General features: G+C 57.8%; 14 protein-coding genes. 10 read left to right on the top strand and 4 right to left on the bottom strand.

Annotated features, from left to right (window positions below; genetic code table 11):
* Positions 1-7 precede the first annotated feature (7 nt).
* The 4 genes from ACIX8_RS16475 to ACIX8_RS26370 form a co-directional block, all read right to left on the bottom strand.
* Positions 8-547, bottom strand: a complete 540-nt coding sequence (locus ACIX8_RS16475; protein ID WP_014266502.1) for a KdsC family phosphatase — start codon at positions 545-547, stop codon at positions 8-10.
* Between the two features lie 124 nt (positions 548-671).
* Positions 672-1,547, bottom strand: a complete 876-nt coding sequence (locus tag ACIX8_RS16470) for an N-acetylneuraminate synthase family protein (RefSeq protein WP_014266501.1) — start codon at positions 1,545-1,547, stop codon at positions 672-674.
* A gap of 141 nt (positions 1,548-1,688) precedes the next feature.
* On the bottom strand, positions 1,689-2,051 hold the full coding sequence (locus ACIX8_RS16465; protein WP_014266500.1) for a cupin domain-containing protein: 363 nt from the start codon (positions 2,049-2,051) through the stop codon (positions 1,689-1,691).
* Between the two features lie 216 nt (positions 2,052-2,267).
* Entirely contained in the window at positions 2,268-2,390 is a 123-nt protein-coding gene (locus tag ACIX8_RS26370; protein WP_263053374.1) for a hypothetical protein, read from the bottom strand.
* On the opposite strand from ACIX8_RS26370, the gene ACIX8_RS16460 reads away from it, so the two are divergent.
* The 10 genes from ACIX8_RS16460 to ACIX8_RS24715 all read left to right on the top strand — a co-directional run bounded on the left by ACIX8_RS16460 (position 2,389) and on the right by ACIX8_RS24715 (position 17,178).
* Positions 2,389-3,729, top strand: coding sequence for an ammonium transporter (locus ACIX8_RS16460; RefSeq protein ID WP_014266499.1), 1,341 nt, complete (start codon positions 2,389-2,391; stop codon positions 3,727-3,729). The genes ACIX8_RS26370 and ACIX8_RS16460 overlap by 2 nt on opposite strands.
* Positions 3,730-3,764: 35 nt before the next feature.
* Complete coding sequence (locus tag ACIX8_RS16455; RefSeq protein WP_014266498.1) at positions 3,765-4,103, top strand: P-II family nitrogen regulator; 339 nt, start codon at positions 3,765-3,767, stop codon at positions 4,101-4,103.
* 147 nt (positions 4,104-4,250) lie between these two features.
* The gene (gene glnD / locus ACIX8_RS16450; RefSeq protein WP_014266497.1) at positions 4,251-6,830 is read left to right on the top strand and encodes a [protein-PII] uridylyltransferase; all 2,580 of its coding nucleotides are present in this window, start codon (positions 4,251-4,253) and stop codon (positions 6,828-6,830) included.
* Between the two features lie 176 nt (positions 6,831-7,006).
* A complete protein-coding gene (locus ACIX8_RS16445; protein WP_014266495.1) occupies positions 7,007-7,624 on the top strand; it encodes an NADH-quinone oxidoreductase subunit B in 618 nt (205 codons plus the stop codon).
* 265 nt (positions 7,625-7,889) lie between these two features.
* Entirely contained in the window at positions 7,890-9,593 is a 1,704-nt protein-coding gene (locus ACIX8_RS16440) for an OmpA family protein (RefSeq protein ID WP_014266494.1), read from the top strand.
* A 679-nt stretch (positions 9,594-10,272) separates the two neighbouring features.
* Positions 10,273-11,946, top strand: a complete 1,674-nt coding sequence (locus ACIX8_RS16435) for a hypothetical protein (RefSeq protein WP_014266493.1) — start codon at positions 10,273-10,275, stop codon at positions 11,944-11,946.
* Positions 11,947-12,164: 218 nt separating this feature from the next.
* A complete protein-coding gene (locus ACIX8_RS16430) occupies positions 12,165-14,168 on the top strand; it encodes a WD40/YVTN/BNR-like repeat-containing protein (RefSeq protein ID WP_044176928.1) in 2,004 nt (667 codons plus the stop codon).
* A gap of 182 nt (positions 14,169-14,350) precedes the next feature.
* Positions 14,351-15,511, top strand: coding sequence for an aminofutalosine synthase MqnE (gene mqnE / locus ACIX8_RS16425; RefSeq protein ID WP_014266491.1), 1,161 nt, complete (start codon positions 14,351-14,353; stop codon positions 15,509-15,511).
* Positions 15,512-15,532: 21 nt separating this feature from the next.
* Complete coding sequence (locus tag ACIX8_RS24720) at positions 15,533-16,723, top strand: VanW family protein (RefSeq protein ID WP_014266490.1); 1,191 nt, start codon at positions 15,533-15,535, stop codon at positions 16,721-16,723.
* Positions 16,720-17,178, top strand: a complete 459-nt coding sequence (locus tag ACIX8_RS24715) for a GNAT family N-acetyltransferase (protein WP_014266489.1) — start codon at positions 16,720-16,722, stop codon at positions 17,176-17,178. The genes ACIX8_RS24720 and ACIX8_RS24715 overlap by 4 nt, the downstream gene beginning before the upstream one ends.
* The last annotated feature ends 1 nt before the right edge of the window (position 17,179 follow it).

The following is a 17,179-nucleotide window of genomic DNA, read 5'->3' as shown; positions in this document are numbered from 1 at the left end:
GACCTGGCTATTCGGGGGGACGCATTTGGAAGACGTCGCGACCACGCAGGTTGCGAGCGGAGAGAAGGGCATCGGCGAAGGAGCGAACTGCTCCGTGGCCACCGGGTTGCGTTGACACGAAACCATGTTCACTGACGTGAGCCAGTACATCTGCTGCCGCGTTGGAGGGGCAGGCGCAGAGGCCGGCGATCTCCATGGCGAAGAGGTCGTTGACGTCATCGCCGAAGAAGCAGGTTTGTTCCAGGGGGACTTCGAACTTGATGGCGAACTCGCGCAGGGCGGTGGCTTTGTCGCGGGTACCCTTTACGACGTAAGGGATGTGCATCTTCTGTGCATAGAGATCGATCAGAGGTGAGGGCTCGCCTGAAATCAGCGCCATCTTGATGCCCAGCCGCCGCAGCAGCGAGACGCCCATGATGTCGGTGAAGGAGAAGCTCTTGGACTCTTCGCCGGAGGGAGACCAGGTGAGGGTGCCGTCCGTGAGAACGCCATCGACATCAAAGGCGATGGCCTGCAGGGTTTGAAGCTGTGAGGGATCAAAGGGCATGTGTCTTCCAGTTTAGTCGGATGTCCGGGGGCAGTTTCCGGTTGGTCGCTGTGCCAGGGATAAACAGGAACAAGCAAAAGCGCCCAATCCATTTGGACTGGGCGCTTTTGTTTGGTTGAGGCAATTAGACTGCGGCACCGACACGGCGCAGCTTCTTCATGACGGGAATCTCTTCCTCGTAGACGCGCTTGATGCCGTCGCCATAGGACTGCTCGCACAGACGGATATCGCGCACGAGGCGCGAGATGCCGTTGGGCTCGAGCGAGGCGGCCTGGTCCGAACCCCACATGGCGCGATCCATCGTAATGTGGCGCTCCACGCAGCAGGCACCGAGAGCAGAGGCGGCAACAGAGGTGGGAATGCCGGTTTCATGGCCGGAATAACCGACCGGAACGCCGTAGCGCTGAATCATGTTCGGAATAGCGTGCAGGTTGAGCTGCTCATACTTGGCAGGGTAGGTCGAGGTGGTGTGCATGAGGATCAGGTTTTCCTTGCCCAGCACTTCGACGGCATGATCGATCTCAGCATAGGTGCTCATACCGGTGGAGGCGATGACCGGCTTGCCGGTCTTGCGGATGTACTTGAGCAGGTTGTCGTCGGTCAGAGAAGCCGAGGCGACCTTGTAGACCGGGGTGTCGAACTGTTGGATGAAGTCGACGGAGGGCTCATCCCAGGGAGAGACGAACCAGTCGATCTTGACCTGTTTGCAGAAATTGTCGATCTCTTCGTAATCTTCCTGACCGAACTCGAGGCCGCGCTTGAGGTCGCCATTGGTCTCGCCGAAGGGATTGGGGCGGGGCGTCGCAAGTTCCTTCTCGGTGTAGACGATCTCTACGGTGCGTTTCTGGAATTTGACTGCATCGCAACCGGCTGCGACAGCGACCGAGATGAGGCGTTTCGCGAGGTCGATGTCGCCGTTGTGATTGATGCCGATCTCGGCGATGACATAGCAGGGTTGACCGACGCCAAGCTGCTTATTTCCGACTTTTACGGTGCTCATTCATGCTCCAGAGGTTGCTCCCAGAGGCTGGGAGCGGGTTGAGGGCCAAAAAGAGATACTTGAGAGACTGTCTGCATTCTTACAGGAACAACGGAGAGCGTCCAGACTGCAAATCATTGAAATGCAATGAACATTCAGTGGCTAACCGTTATTGCGACCAAGCCATTCTGTTCGTGGCGGTGCAAAGATGTCGAAGATCACAGAGTCTTCTATAGCCTCGGCCGTATGGGGTAGATTGCCGGGGATCACAAGTACATCGCCGGCGCGGAAAATCCTTTCTTCGGCGGAACCTTCTTCGCCGATCGAAAAACGCATGGCTCCTACAGCGAGGTAGGAGATCTGCTCGTTAGGATGCACGTGACGCGGTCCTGTACTGCCTTTCTTAAGTTCAAGACGAGCCAGCATGACCTGCGACCCGGTAACAAACTGCCGGGTGACCAAGGAATCAAGCTGTTCTACGGGGAGTTCGGCCCAGGATGTGTGATGCGCGGTGGAGGAAGACATAGAGTAAGACTAAAGGGTTTTGCGGTAAGGAGCCCTCTCCCTGTGAATCAACGTGTAAACATGATGTAAAGTAGACGGAACTGGTTCAAAAGCAAGGTGTCTTCCGGGCCCAAAATGGCCTGCGGGGAACGTATATTCATGGGCTGCGCCGAGGTCGGGTGCAGATGCCGGTAGCCTTTTATTCACTGGGTCCTAAAGTTTTTTCACTGGTGTTCTTTACTTGCGAAAGGGTGATCGTCCCATGCGCTGGGTGGCAAAGCTGTACTCGAAAAGCAGAATGAAGGCGTTATGTGCGCTGGCATTGGTCATGTGCGGGTTGATGGTGACAGGAGTCGCCATGGCCCAGACTCCGGCTGCGGCCGATCGTATCGCAGCTCTTGAGAAGACCGCATCCGATCAGGCAGCGGCAATTGCAGCAGCTCAAAGCGCGGGCGATAACGCCTGGATGCTTACGAGCGCGGCGTTGGTGCTGCTGATGAGCGGCCCGGGACTGGCGCTGTTCTATGGCGGCCTGGTCCGCAAGAAAAATATCCTCGGCACCATGATGCAGACCTTCGCGATGATGGCCGTGATCACGGTGCTGTGGGCCCTGGTGACCTATTCGCTGGCGTTCGGCACGGGCAACGCCTTTATCGGCGGCCTGCATAACGTCTTCCTGCACGGTGTTGGGATTTCGCCGATCAAGGACTACGCACCGACGATTCCGGGCCAGACCTTCATGGTCTACCAGTTGATGTTTGCGATCATTACCCCCGCGCTGATTACCGGCGCGTTTGCCGAGCGGATGAAGTTTTCCGCCATGCTGGTGTTCATGGTGCTGTGGGCGTTGATCGTCTATAGCCCGATGGCGCACATGGTCTGGGGTATTGGCGGCCTTCTGAACGCTGCCGGCGGCAAGTTTCCCTGCCTGGACTTTGCGGGCGGAACGGTGGTTCATGTGACCTCCGGTGTCAGCGCGCTGGTGACGGCTCTGTATCTCGGCAAACGGCTGGGCTATCCGAAGAAGGCCATGCCTCCGCATTCGGTGGTTCTGAGCTTTATTGGTGCTTGTTTGCTGTGGGTGGGCTGGTTCGGTTTCAACGCCGGTTCGGCACTGGGCGCAAGCGGTCTGGCGACCTCGGCTTTTGTGGCGACGCACTTCGCCGCTGCGGCTGCGGCGATCGGCTGGGCGGCTGCGGAGTGGATTCGCAACGGCAAGCCCTCCGCTCTGGGTGGCATCTCGGGGGCGGTGGCAGGCCTGGTGGCTATTACTCCGGCCTCCGGCTTCGTTACCCCGATGAATGCTCTCTGGATTGGCTTGATCGCGGGCGTGTTCTGCTTCTTCATGGTTGTGAAGGTCAAGAACATCTTCGGCTATGACGATTCTCTGGATGCCTTCGGCGTTCACGGAGCGGGCGGAACGCTGGGTGCGATTCTGACGGGTTTGTTTGCCAATTCGGTCATCAACCCGATCTTCGGAGCGGGCAAGGCGACAGGTTTCTTTGAAGGAAATCATGGCCAGGTGGTGAACCAGCTGGTGGGTGTTGTCATCGCCTGGGCACTTTCCATTGTGGGCACTCTGATAATTCTGTTTGTAGTTGATAAGCTGATGGGTCTTCGTGTGAGCGAAGATGATGAACGCGAAGGCTTGGATCTCTCGCAACATGGCGAAGAGGGCTATGACTGGGAAGCGGCTTAGAGTAGAGAACAGGAAACAGGAAAAGCGAGAAGGATATGCAGAAGATTGAGGCGGTGATTCAGCCTTCGAAGCTGGATGCGGTAAAAGATGCGCTGGTGGAGCTTGGTATCGCGGGGATTACGATCTTCGAAGCCCGCGGCCATGGACGGCAAAAGGGACACACGGAGTTCTACCGTGGCCGCGAGTATGCGGTGGACCTTCTGCCGAAAGTGAAACTCGAACTGGTTGTGATGGACGACATGGCGGAGAAGGCCATTCAAGCCATCATTACGGCAGCGCGGACGGGGCGTATCGGCGACGGCAAGATCTTCGTCTCGAAGGTCGATGAAGCGATCCGAATCCGCAACGACGAGCGCGGAGAGATTGCGCTGTAGGTGTTGTTTTATTTGTAGTGTCGATGGGTGGGGCAAGGACTGGAAGAGCATGGCTAAGAGCCCATGCGGCATGGTTGATCTATGCTTTCCAGTCTTTGCTGCATCTGGATTAGTAGTTGGGGGACGAACCAAAGCTGAACACGTGGGGTGACGGCGACGAACGACGATACGATGCGCGCGGAGTATGAGCGGTTGATGGGGCAGATTCGCCGCGACTTTGAGGTCGGGGACAGCGGCCTTGCCGTGGCAGGATCGCGTTCGGACCTGGTAGATGCGTTCATCCGGCGGCTGTGGGCTGTGGAGGTCGCAGCCGAACCTCGATTTGCAAAGGGAATTGCCATTGTGGCCATTGGTGGGTATGGCCGCGCGCAGTTGTTTCCCCATTCCGATATCGACATGCTGTTCTGCGCTGAAAAAGGGGAGGCCCTTCGCGCGAAGGATGCCATCCGGCGTGTCTCGCAGGCGCTGTGGGACTGCGGCATGCGCGCCTCTCCGATGACGCGAGCCCTGGCGGAGTGCGAACGCTTTGCGCCGGAGAACGCTGAGTTCGGGCTGTCTCTGATGGATCGAAGGCCCATCACGGGCGACGCGGCCATCTTTGCGAAGCTGGACGACAAGATTCGCAACAAGCTGATGGTGCGCGATGCGAAGGCGATTCGTTCGGAGATTGCATCGCTGACGCGTGAGCGGCACGGGAAGTATGGCGGCACGCTCTTCCATCTGGAGCCGCATATCAAGGATTGTCCCGGCGGCCTGCGCGATGCGCACGTCTGTGGCTGGCTGAGGATGCTGCAGGGACGTTCTCCCGATGTTGGCAAGGGCGATGGCGAGTTTGAAGAGGCCCTGGCGTTCCTGGCCGCGGTGCGATGTTTCCTGCACTACAGGCATGATCGCGACGACAATACGTTGGATTGGCTGGCACAGGATGCAGCGGCGGAGCAGGGCATTGGCCTGGGCCGACGTGCCGACGGCGGCAAAATCGATGCGGCGTATTGGATGCGGGCTTATTTTCGCCATGCGCGCATCGTCGAGCGTCGCCTGCTGCGCGAGTTGGAAGTCAATGGATTGGTGCGGGAGAGTGAACTCCGCCGCGTAAAGCTTGTGCCGGTGCCCGGTTTTCGCCTGAAGGACGGGCGAATCGTACTCGATCCAGCAGGGGCGGCTGATCCCGCAGCCGATCCGGATACCGTGCTGGCTGCGTTTGCCGCGATGGCAAAGACAGGGGCTGCGTTTTCCACAGAGAGCGAAGAGCGGATTGCGGCTGCACTGCCTCGTCTGTCGGCTTATCTGGAAGAAGGGCCGGCACTGTGGAGCAAGCTGTCCGCGATTCTCACGGGAGCGCGTGCGGGAATGGCCCTGCGTGCGATGCACGCTCTGGGGTTGCTGGAGTTGATTCTCCCCGAGTTTCACGGTATCGATGCCCTGGTGATTCGCGATGCCTACCATCGCTACACGGTGGATGAGCACACCTTTGTCGTGGTGGACACGCTGCATGGGCTGGAGAGCGATCCTGGGCCGAATGCACCGGAGTGGCGCGTCAAGTTTGGCTCGATGATTCGAGAGCTGCAAAATCCTGGGTTGCTCTACCTGGCGGCGTTGCTGCATGACACAGGCAAGGGCCGGGCCGGGGGCGACCACGCCATCGAAAGCGCGCGCATGGCCAAGGGCGTGCTGGTGAGGCTGGAGATGGATGCGTACGACTCCGCTCTGGTGATGCGGTTGATCGAAACGCATCTGGAGATGTCCGCGGCGTTGCGCCGGGACATCTTCGACGCGAAGACGGTGCGCGTCTTTGCAGGCAAGGTGCAGACGCATGAGTCTCTGCGCATGTTGACGCTATTTACCTATGCGGATATCCAGGCCGTGCATCCGGATGCGCTTACGCCGTGGAAGGCGGAGAACCTCTGGCGGCTATCGATGAATGCGGCCAACCAGCTCGATCGCAATGTCGATGAAGAGCGCGTCAGCACGCGCGGCAGGGACGAGCGCATCGCCCGTGTGCTGGCCTTGTTGCCGAAGCGGGAAGCCGAGGCCGAGCAGTTTCTGGAGGGCTTTCCCGAGCGGTACCTGAAGACACGCTCCGCCGAGGAGATTCGCCGTCACTTCGAGATGACGACGCACTTTGACGAGGAGCCGTTCCAGATCTCCTGCAACTATGGGACGTCCATGAGCGAGATTACCCTGGTCACGCGGGATCGGCCGCGTCTATTTGCGGGTATGGCTTCCGCTCTGGCTGCGTGGGGGATGAACGTAGTAACGGCTGATGCCTTTGCCAATGCGGCCGGGGTGGTGGTCGACAGCTTTCGGTTTACCGATACTTTTCGCACGCTCGAGCTGAATGTGAGCGAGCGCGAGAGGTTTGTGGAAAGTGTGCGGGAGCTGGTGGCGGGGCGTGCCTCGGTAGAGAAGATGCTCAGCGGCCGCCGCCGCAGTCGTCGCCGAGCTCCACGCATTACGGTGGAGACGAAGATCGACTTCGATGAGACGGCTTCGAGCCACAGTACGCTGCTGCAGATCGTTGCGCAGGACGTGCCGGGATTGCTGCGCGCCGTCAGTCTGACCCTGAGCGCGTCAGGGCACAACGTCGAAGTGGCGCTCGTCGATACGGAAGGAGAGACGGCCATCGATGTGTTTTACCTCACGCATGGCGGGATGCGGCTGAACGAAGAGCAGGAGTCGGAGCTACGGAGTGCGTTGCTGGAGGCGATCGATGAGAATGCACGCTAGTCAATCGCTCTTCTTCATCGGGCCGCAAACGAACTCGAAGGGAGTGCTTGCCGGGCCATTATGGGCCATCTTCAGGACTCCCGCGAGGCTCAAATATGACAAGGCGAACAAAATAGATGCGCTAGAGGCGGCAACGTATTGAAATAAGCTGGCATCGCATCGTTATACTTATTTTTATGAGCATGGATCCAAATCAGACTTCGACCAGTGGGCGGCCAACCTCGGTTCCTCAGCACAACGACCGGTATATCTTCGGCACGCTCGATAGTTTTGGCAAAAATCGCGATAAAGTTGCAGAAGTAAGTTGGGGCGAAGAACAGCCTGAGGGTGTAGTTCTGGCTTCTCTGGACGCAGCGATCAACTGGGTTCGCAAGAATTCGGTCTGGCCGATGACCTTTGGCCTGGCTTGTTGCGCGATCGAGATGATGTCGATGGGTGGATCGCGCTATGACATCGCGCGTTTTGGCGCGGAGGTCTTCCGGCCTTCCCCCCGGCAGAGCGACCTGATGATTATTGCGGGCCGCGTCTCGCAGAAGATGGCTCCCGTCATCCGCCGTCTTTACGAGCAGATGCCTGAGCCGAAGTGGGTGATTTCGATGGGGGCCTGCGCGACCTCAGGTGGTGTCTTCAATAACTACGCGCTGCTACAGGGCGTAAACCAGGTCATTCCGGTGGACGTATATGTTCCCGGGTGCCCACCGCGGCCGGAGCAACTGCTCTATGCCATTACCTTGTTGCAGGAAAAGATTCAGGGCAGTCGGGGCACGGTGAGAGACACATTGAATTTGTCGTAACGGAAGCAGAGGTTCATTCGTCTAGCTTGCTGTTGGGGCAGGGAACGATTGCTTTAGAAGTTTGCAGCCGTTCTAATCGGCCAAATACTTATGGGTTTGCTCATTGGTAAATGGCTAAATTGATGCAGGGTAAGGAATTTTGTTGTAGACACAGAGAACATCTGCGTTACACTTTTGAAGAATTCCCATACGTAAGCGGATCATAGCTCGAACTGAGTCCGCAAAAGCAGAACATGTAAGCACGTCATTAGTGGAGGATTGTCGAATGTCTTATCGCCCGTTTCGTAGTATCGGCCGGTGCCTGCTGGCAGCCAGTGCGGTCAGCTTTGGAATAGTGAGCCTGAGCGCGCAGACCGCGCCCAGCACAACCGCCCCTAGTGGGCCCAATCCTTCACGAGTTGATCTCTTCGTGGGTTACTCGTACTTTGGCGCCCATGGAGAAGTGAAGCCGTCGGATATTCCGTACTCGTCGATCAACGTGGGTGCGATCGGTTCCGGTGCCTACTACTTCAACAAGTATGTTGGCGGTGAAGTGATCTACGTCAGCCATCACGGCTTCGGTGGAGACGGTGGACAGTCCAACGACGGTTTTGACTCTCTGTCGGCTGGTCCTATCTTCCGTGCTCCGATGCAGAACTTCACGCTCTTCGCTCACGGCCTTGTCGGCGTCGGTCGCCTCCTGGGACCGAACAACGACAACTTTGCTCAGTTTGAGCACGAGCCCTGGACATATGGCCCTGCCCTGACGGTCGGCGGCGGTATGGACTATGACACCCCGCTCTTCCATCACCACCTCGGCATTCGCCTGTTCCAGGCTGACTTCCGTTATGTTCACGCTGACTTCGGTCCGGTTGCTACGACGGTCACTCCCCCCTTCACCACGGTTCCTCCTGTTTATGGAACTCCCTGGCTGGGTGGTCGCGCGAACCTGAACGGTGTTGATCTCAGCACCGGTATCCTGTGGCACATCGGCAGCGTTGTTCCGCCGCCGCCTGTTACCTATGCCTGCGCTGTGACAGCTCCCACCGGTCCGATCTACCCCGGCGATGTGGTCACGATTACCGGAACTTCCACCAACCTGGCGCCGAAGGGTAAGACGAACTACACCTGGACCTCGGATTCCGGTCCGGTCTCCGGATCTGCGGATGTTGCGAGCATCGACACCAAGTCGCTCCAGCCTGGTAACTACACTGTGAAGGGCAAGATCTCACAGGGTAACAAGGTTTACCAGAACGCAGAGTGCTCGGCTCAGTTCACTGTCACCCCCTTCGCTCCTCCGACAGTAGGCTGCTCGGCTAACCCCTCGACGGTGAACCCCGGTGATCCTTCGACGATTACGGCCAGTGGCGTCAGCCCGCAGAACCGTCCTCTGACCTACAGCTACAGCGCCACGGCTGGTTCGATCAGCGGCAACACCTCAACGGCCACCCTCACCACGGCTGGCGTTGCTCCTGGCACGGTTACCGTGACTTGCAACGTAGTTGATGACAAAGGCCAGTCTGCTTCGCAGATGACGACCGTTACGGTTGCGGCTCCTGTGGTTGCTCCGACCCCGGTCACCACGAGCAGCCTCTGCACCATCGCCTTCAACCGCGATGAGAAGCGCCCGACGCGTGTGGACAATGAAGCCAAGGCTTGCCTTGACGACATCGCCCTCAGCGCTCAGCGCGATCCGCAGGCCAAGCTGGCTGTTATCGGTAACGCTGCAGCAAACGAGAAGATGGCAGAGCACAAGGCTGCTGAGCGTGCTGTGAACGAGAAGGCATACCTGGTAACTGAAAAGGGTGTCGACTCCTCGCGCATCTCGGTCTACACCGGCTCTGCTGGTGACAAGAGCGCAGCAACGACCATCATCCCCGTAGGCGCTACGCTGGACACGACCGGTCTCACCCCTGTGGATGAGAGCGCAATCAAGGTTCAGCCCCGCAAGTCGCTCGGAGCTGGTCACCGTCACCACCACAAGGGCTAACGCTAAGTAATCAGCGGAAGCTATACACCAACGGCTGGCTGGGAAATTATCCCCAGCCAGCCGTTTTTTGTTTGAGGGTATGTGTCCGGTTTCTCGCCACAGCAGAGTAGTTGCACGCTGCATTCATGCTTTGATGGCAGACCCTAAGTGTTCTAAGTTTCGATGATGCGCGGCAATTTCAGCGTTCGATGAAGCGGAATTGATGCTGCTTACTATTTCCATTTAAATAGGCTGGATTTTATGAATGGAGGCAGGAGGTATCGTTTCAGATATTAGTGACAAAGTAACTTCAAAGCGTGCTGAAGCCAGGGAAGCTTTTCGCTGGGCTAGTTGCGTAATAGCAACAATTGCGAAGGTTGTAAGATGTTAGAGTTACTTCCTTTTGGATGGAATAGTTCTCGCAAACCCATTTTGTTCAATGGTTTGCGTGTTTTTAATCTGTCATGCACAAGTCGTTTAGAGCCTTATCTATAAATGACCCTGGATGAAGTACTATAGAGCCAAGAAAAACAGGGTCGCGGAAGTTACAGGAAGCTATTTCTTTTTGCTAGATAGAGATGGGGCATCTGTGTCAAACTTTTGCGAATCATACACATCAACCGACAAGTAAGGCGTAACGTAAGTAAAAGCGTAGCGTCATCCGCTGTATCTATTTCATCTTCAACTTATGGGGAATTTCATGTCCTATCGCCCATTTCGCAATATTGGCCGGTGTCTATTAGTTGTGAGTGCGCTCAGCCTTGGAGTTGCGAGCTTGAATGCGCAGAGAATGCCCAACATAACGGCTCCCTCGGGAGATACTCTTCCGCGTTATAACATCTTCCTCGGGTATTCCTATTTCAATGCGCATGGGCAGGTTGAGCCGTTCAATCTCCCCTATACCTCGATTGCCGCCGGTGGCATTGTGTCGGGTGCTTACTTTTTTACTCATCATGTCGGCGCTGAGGCTTCTTTTGTCCTGCATCACGGGACGGGCGATAACGGCGGCAATAACGACGGCTTCGATTCTTTGTCGGCCGGTCCTATTGTTCGTTTTCCCATCCAGAACTTCACTCCGTTTGCGCATGCCTTGTTTGGCGCTGGGGCGATCGTAGGACCGAACAACGATGGAGCACAGTTTGAGCACGAGCCCTGGACCTGGGGTCCGGCCTACACCGTGGGCGGCGGCCTGGACTACGACACACCGCTTTGGGGGCGCCGGATCAGCGTTCGCGTGATCCAGGCAGATTTCCGCTACGCTCATGCTGACTTTGGCACTCCTTATACCGGTGGCATTCCTGATTTTCAGACTGCCTTTCTGGGAGGCAAGGTCGGCCTTAAAGGGGTCGATATCAGCGCCGGTGTCGTGATCCATCCTTCTGGTGAGAGCTGGAAGGCTGTAATCACCTATGGCTGCGAGGTAACAGTCCCGACGGGACCCATCTATCCGGGCGATATTGTTACGATCACCGGAACAGCCGGCCAGATGAATCCGAAGAAGGACGCGAACTACACATGGTCGGCACAGGGTTTCCCTGTCTCCGGAACCTCGGATGTCGTGAGCGTCAACACCCAGGCTCTGCCTCCTGGAACCTACACCGTGCGCGGTCATGTTTCGCAGGGGAACAAGCCTTACGAGATGGCCGACTGCACGACGCAGTTTACGATTCGGAACTTTGATCCGCCAACGGTCAGTTGCTCGGCGAATCCCTCGAGCGTGAATCCGGGCGAGTCCTCGACGATTACGGCCAACGGTGTCAGCCCACAAAACCGTCCTCTGCATTACAGCTACAGCGCTACGGCTGGAACGGTCAGCGGCAATACCTCAACGGCTACTTTGGCGACGGACGGAGCTGCTGCCGGGTCGACGATCACTGTGACCTGCGATGTGGTGGACGACAGACGGCAGACTGCTTCGCAGACCGCGACTGTCATGATCGCTGCGCCGGCACCGCCTCCTCCGGCGGCAACGACCAGCAGCCTCTGCTCGATCTCGTTCAGCCGTGATGCAAGGCGTCCGACGCGTGTGGACAATGAAGCCAAGGCCTGCCTTGATGACATTGCTCTCAGCGTACAGCGTGATCCTCAGTCCAAGCTGGCGGTTGTCGGCAACGCTGCGGATGGCGAAAATATGGGCGATCATAAAGCCGCGGAGCGCGCGGTGAATGAGAAGGCCTACCTGGTGGGCGAAAAGGGAATCGATGCCTCACGCATCTCGGTGTATACGGGCACGGACGACGCAAGAAGCGCGACGACGACCCTTATCCCGGCTGGCGCCAGCTTCGATAGCTCAGGGCTCACCGCTGTAGATGAGGGTTCCGTCAGGCCTACGCCGCGGGAACCTCTGCCCGCCGCACGGCACCGTCGTAAGTAAGCGTCCGGGAATTTACGGAAGCTGACACAACTACGGCTGGCTGGGATGTCCCAGCCAGCCGTCTCTTTTGGGTGTAACGGTCATTACTCAGGTATCTCTCTTGAGGCACAATTCCGGGGAGTGCTTTAGAAGAGTGCAATCGGCGGCGGAAGCAGTTAAGTTTAATAGTACGAGGTCACAGGAACAGAATGATTTGGCGGACGTTACGCAGACTCGGTATGTCGGTTGTATTTTTGGGAATCATGCCCACCGCGATGCACGCGGTAACGTGGTTTCCTTTGGGCCCCTATGGTGGCTATGCCCGCTCGTTTGCGGCGGACCCCAGCAACTCCAGGCATCTTTATCTAGGGACGGCTACCGGCTGGCTGTATGAGTCCATGGATGGTGGCACAAAGTGGGCACGGGTATCGCGCATCGACAAGCGCGACGACCTGGTGCTCGACCACATTCTGATCGATCCCCGGAACCCGAAGCACCTGATGGTGGGCGCCTTCGAGGTCGGCCATACCGATGGCGGTTTGTACCTCAGCGAGGATGGCGGCAGGAACTGGTATGCGCAGGCCGAGATGCGCGGGCAGTCGATCCGTTCGATGGCGCAGTCCTTGTCCGATCCGGATGTAGTTGTTGCAGGCACGCTGCAGGGCATCTACCGCAGCACGGATAATGGCAAGCACTGGCTACTGATCAGCCCCGAGGGAAGCAAGGAGATCCACGAGGTGGAGTCCCTGGCGATCGATCCTGTGAACCCCAAGATCATTTATGCAGGAACGTGGCATCTGCCCTGGAAGACGGTGGATGGCGGCGAACATTGGGACAATATCAAGAAGGGCCTTATCGATGACTCGGATGTCTTTTCGATCATCATCGACCCTGCGAAGTCCCATGTCGTTTATGCGAGTGCCTGCTCGGGCATCTACAAGAGCCTGGATGCAGGAGCAGAGTTCAAGAAGATCCAGGGGATTCCGTCCACGGCACGCAGGACGCGCAAGCTGCTGCAAGACCCCGCCAATCCCGAGACCGTCTATGCAGGCACGACAGAGGGCCTGTACCGCACGCAGGATGGTGGCAAGACCTTTTCACTCATGACCGGGCCAGACATTGTCGTGAACGATATTTATGTAGACCCGAAGAACCCCAGTCATGTTTTGCTGGCAACCGATCGGGGGGGCGTGCTGAGCAGCGAAGATTCAGCCACCAGCTTCGTTGCGTCGAATGCAGGCTTTTCCACGCAGCAGGTGACGTCTTTTGCGATGGACTCTCACAACAGGGCCAGGATCTATGTAGGCGTGGCGAACGGCAAGGAGATAGGGGGCGTTTTTGAGAGCCTCGACGGCGGCATACGGTGGGAGCAGCAGAGTGCCGGCCTCGGTGGCCGCGATGTCTTCAGCCTGGTTTCGACGCCGGAGGGAACACTGCTTGCGGGAACGGCACACGGTATCTTCCGGCTTGGAGATTCGGGCTGGACGGACTCCGGAGCGCTGCTTCAACCGGCGGCAGCCCAGGTTGTAAAGGCTAAGACGGCAGCCAAGTCGAAAGCAGCGCATGCGCCGCAGAAGCGGACGGTAGTAGCCAAGGGCGCGGCTCGGGCGAAGAAGCCTGCTGTCGTAGCTGGACCTCCGAATTTCAGTGCGATTATTTACTCTCTCTCTGAAGACGATGACATTGTCTATGCGGGGACCTCTGAAGGGTTGCTGCGTGGTGAGAACGATGGGCATACCTGGACACCGATCACTTCTCTACGCCTCCCTGACCCGCACTTCGTCGCCGCTGTGAAGTCGACGATCATGGTTGCCGGGTTGAAGAACATCGAGCTGTCGACGGATGCAGGTGCAACCTGGAGTACGGTCAGCCTGCCGGAAGACCTGACGCAGATTGCGACGATCGCGGTTGACGGGCAGGAGGGACTTTGGGTCGGAGGCCAGGAGGGTGTGTTCTGCTCGATGGACCAAGGGAAGTCCTGGAAGACGCTGCCTAATCTCTATGTAAAGAATGTGGCCGGCGTCTTCTATGATGCTGCCAATCACCGAGTCCTGGTGGCCTCTGAGAGCTCTACGTTCTCTTTTGGGGTCAGTGTGCCGGACCACAAGGTCAGTTATTGGGAGAGCGGCTGGAACCTGCGATTTGTTCGTCCCGTGGGCGATCACCTGATCGGCGCTACGTTGTTTGACGGGATGGTGGTGCAGCCTCAGATGGTCGCGACCGAGGTTTCGTCGGCGAAGTAAGAGTGTAAGTAGGTCTGCCAAGTGCCATCTTCATCGCCTTTTCCGGTATGAAGATGGCATTTGTAGCGAAGAAGGAGTTTCCGTTGGCGGAGCCAAGTCAGGCGATTGAGGCATCTCCGGGTGGGGGTTGGACCGACCTTCAGGTCTGACTTTTCGACTCTCGATCGCCCCGGAGGTCTAGAATGAATGTGATGAACACCGAAGCTATCAGCAACCGTCCGCGCCATTCCTTTCAGACCGACGATCCGGCATTGGAGCCGATCGCGGACAAGGTCCAGCGCGGCGAGCGGCTGAGCTTTGAAGACGGGGTCGCGCTGTATCGCAGCGGCGACATCTTGGCCGTGGGCTGGATGGCAAACCTGGTTCGCGAGCGGATGCATGGCGATCTTGCTTACTTCAACGTGAATCGCCATATCAATCCGACGAATGTCTGTGTCGCCTCCTGCCGTCTGTGTGCCTTCGGGCGCAAGAAGGGCGCAGCCGATACTTACACGATGGCGCTTGAAGAGGCCTGGGAGACTGCGGGCAAGGGGTTGACCGAGGCGGTGACGGAGTTTCACATCGTCGGCGGTCTGCATCCGGATCTTCCGTTTGAATACTTCATGGACTTGGTCAGCGGCTTGAAGGAGCGCTATCCGCAGGTTCATATCAAGGCTTTCACGATGGTGGAGATTGCATTTCTCGCCAAGCGCGGCAAAATGACGATCGAAGAGGCCCTCGATCGGATGAAGGCTGCGGGTGTGGACTCCTGCCCTGGCGGCGGTGCGGAGATCTTCGCGGATCGCGTACGGCACATCATCTGCGATCACAAGATCGATGGCGGCGAGTGGCTCGAGACCGCGCGGCTTACGCACAAGGCGGGTCTGCGGTCGAATGCGACGATGCTCTACGGACACATTGAGAACGATGAAGATCGTGTCGATCATCTGTTGAAGCTGCGTGCGGTGCAGGACGAGACTGGCGGCTTCCAGACGTTTATTCCGCTGAGCTTCCATCCGGAGAACACGGCATTGGGGCATCTGCCGAAGTCGACCGGCATGACGGATATCCGGCAGATTGCCGTGAGCCGTCTGCTGCTGGACAACTTCGCGCACATCAAGAGCTACTGGCAGATGGTGACGCCGAAGATGGCGCAGATCTCGCTGCGCTTCGGTGCGGACGATATCGACGGCACGGTGGTGGAAGAGAAGATCTACCATGATGCCGGTGCGAAGACCCCACAGGGATTACGCCGGCAGGATCTTGTACGCCTTATTACCGAGGCTGGTCGCGTGCCGTACGAGCGCGATACGCTGTATCGCGCGGTGACACGCACTGAGGATAGCTTTACAGTTGCGGTCTAATCCTTTTGGGTGAGGCAAGCGGTGGAACTTGTCGCGGGTGTGGCTCATGACGTAGGCCGTAAGACTCCTACGCGATGGGAGGCAGCCCTCTTTGCCCTCAAAGTCTGGATCTTGCGTGCGCAACGTGGCGTATACGATCTGGGCTATACGGCTCGCCGCTGGCCGGTCGAGAGATATCCCGAGGAAGAATGGCGGTCAAACCACGAGTTGCGTTCGCGTCTCTGGTCCGATGCGGACCGGCGTGAGCGGCGGTTTGAGCTTGGCAAGGTGGAAAATCTGCGCCGTGCCTGCCTGCGTTTAAACGGCGTCGTGATCGAGGCCGGGGGAACTTTCAGCTTCTGGCAGCAGGTGGGCAAAGCTAGTAAACGCAAGGGATTCGTTACAGGCAGGATGCTGCAGCAGGGCTGTGTCGTTCCGGCGATTGGTGGCGGGCTATGCCAGCTTTCGAATGCGCTTTATGGTCTTGCGCTGAGGAGTGGTTGCGAGATCGTTGAGCGTCATGCGCACTCCGTGAAGATGCCGAATGCTCCGATCCATGATGCGACGGTGGCGTGGAACTATATTGATCTTCGCTTTCGTGTGCGGGAAAAGACACGCATCAAAGCGTGGATGAGCGGAGAAGAACTGATCGTCGAGTGGCAGAATTCTTCTTCCAGTGTTGCCGTGACTTCAACCTTCGTACCGCTGGATCAGATCGTTGGCGTACGTGCTGCGCGGCAGGTACAAAGCTGTGCCAGTTGCGATGTGATGGATTGTTTTCGCCACGAGACACCGCGGGCTACTGCGGAGTCCGAAGAGTGCACGGCCTACCTGATGGATCTCTGCTCGCCTGAATTCGAGGCGTATGTTCAACGGAGTCGCAGACCTGGCGACGTCTTTGCACGGGCAACGAAAACGGAAGAGGCTGAGCGCATGGCGGCGAGGCTTGCGCGGACGCTGTGTCCTGAGGTGACTCATCTCTGCGTGAGCCGGAGTCTGCTGCCCTGGTTGTGGCGCATGGGCGCGATGGGCGGTCGCACGTTCGATGTGCTGATGACAACTGAATCTGCGCAGGCCGCGGATCGGGCTACAGGTCGGGCTACGGATCGAGGGCTGAGCCGGGATGAGGAAGAGGCACTGAAGGCGGCGCATCGGCTGATCACTCTGGAAGACGCGGTGGATGCGCGAATTGACCTAGGGCAGCCCATGATCGCGGAGATGGCCAGCGCATGATCGATTGCGTGTTGCGGGGATATCTTAAGGGCGATCTCGAAGCGATGTTCCGGCTCGATGAGGTCTGTTTCACGTCGCAGTTTCGGTTTACGCGCGAGATGATGCGGCACTCTGCTGAAGCCGCGGTGGCGCGTGTTGTAGTGGCGGAAAAAGATAAGGACCTCGTCGGTTTCTGCATTGCTCATGTCGAGCAGGAGAACATGGGGTACGTTGTGACTCTGGATGTAGATCCTGCGTATCGGCGGAACGGTGTTGCACACCTGCTGATGAAGTGTCTGGAAGCAGAGTGCAGAGACGCGGGTTGTCTCTCGATGTGGTTGCACGTGTATACGGACAACTCTGCGGCGATTCGTTTCTATGAGCGGATGGGGTATCGGTTCCTGCATATCGATAAGGACTTTTATGGCGAGGGAAGCGATGCGATGGTGTACATCCGCGCGTTGAATTCTGCATAGA

It is taken from the genome of Granulicella mallensis MP5ACTX8 (assembly GCF_000178955.2).
In the GTDB taxonomy this organism is placed as follows: Bacteria; Acidobacteriota; Terriglobia; order Terriglobales; family Acidobacteriaceae; genus Granulicella; species Granulicella mallensis.
This window is presented reverse-complemented; position numbering and strand designations above follow the sequence as displayed.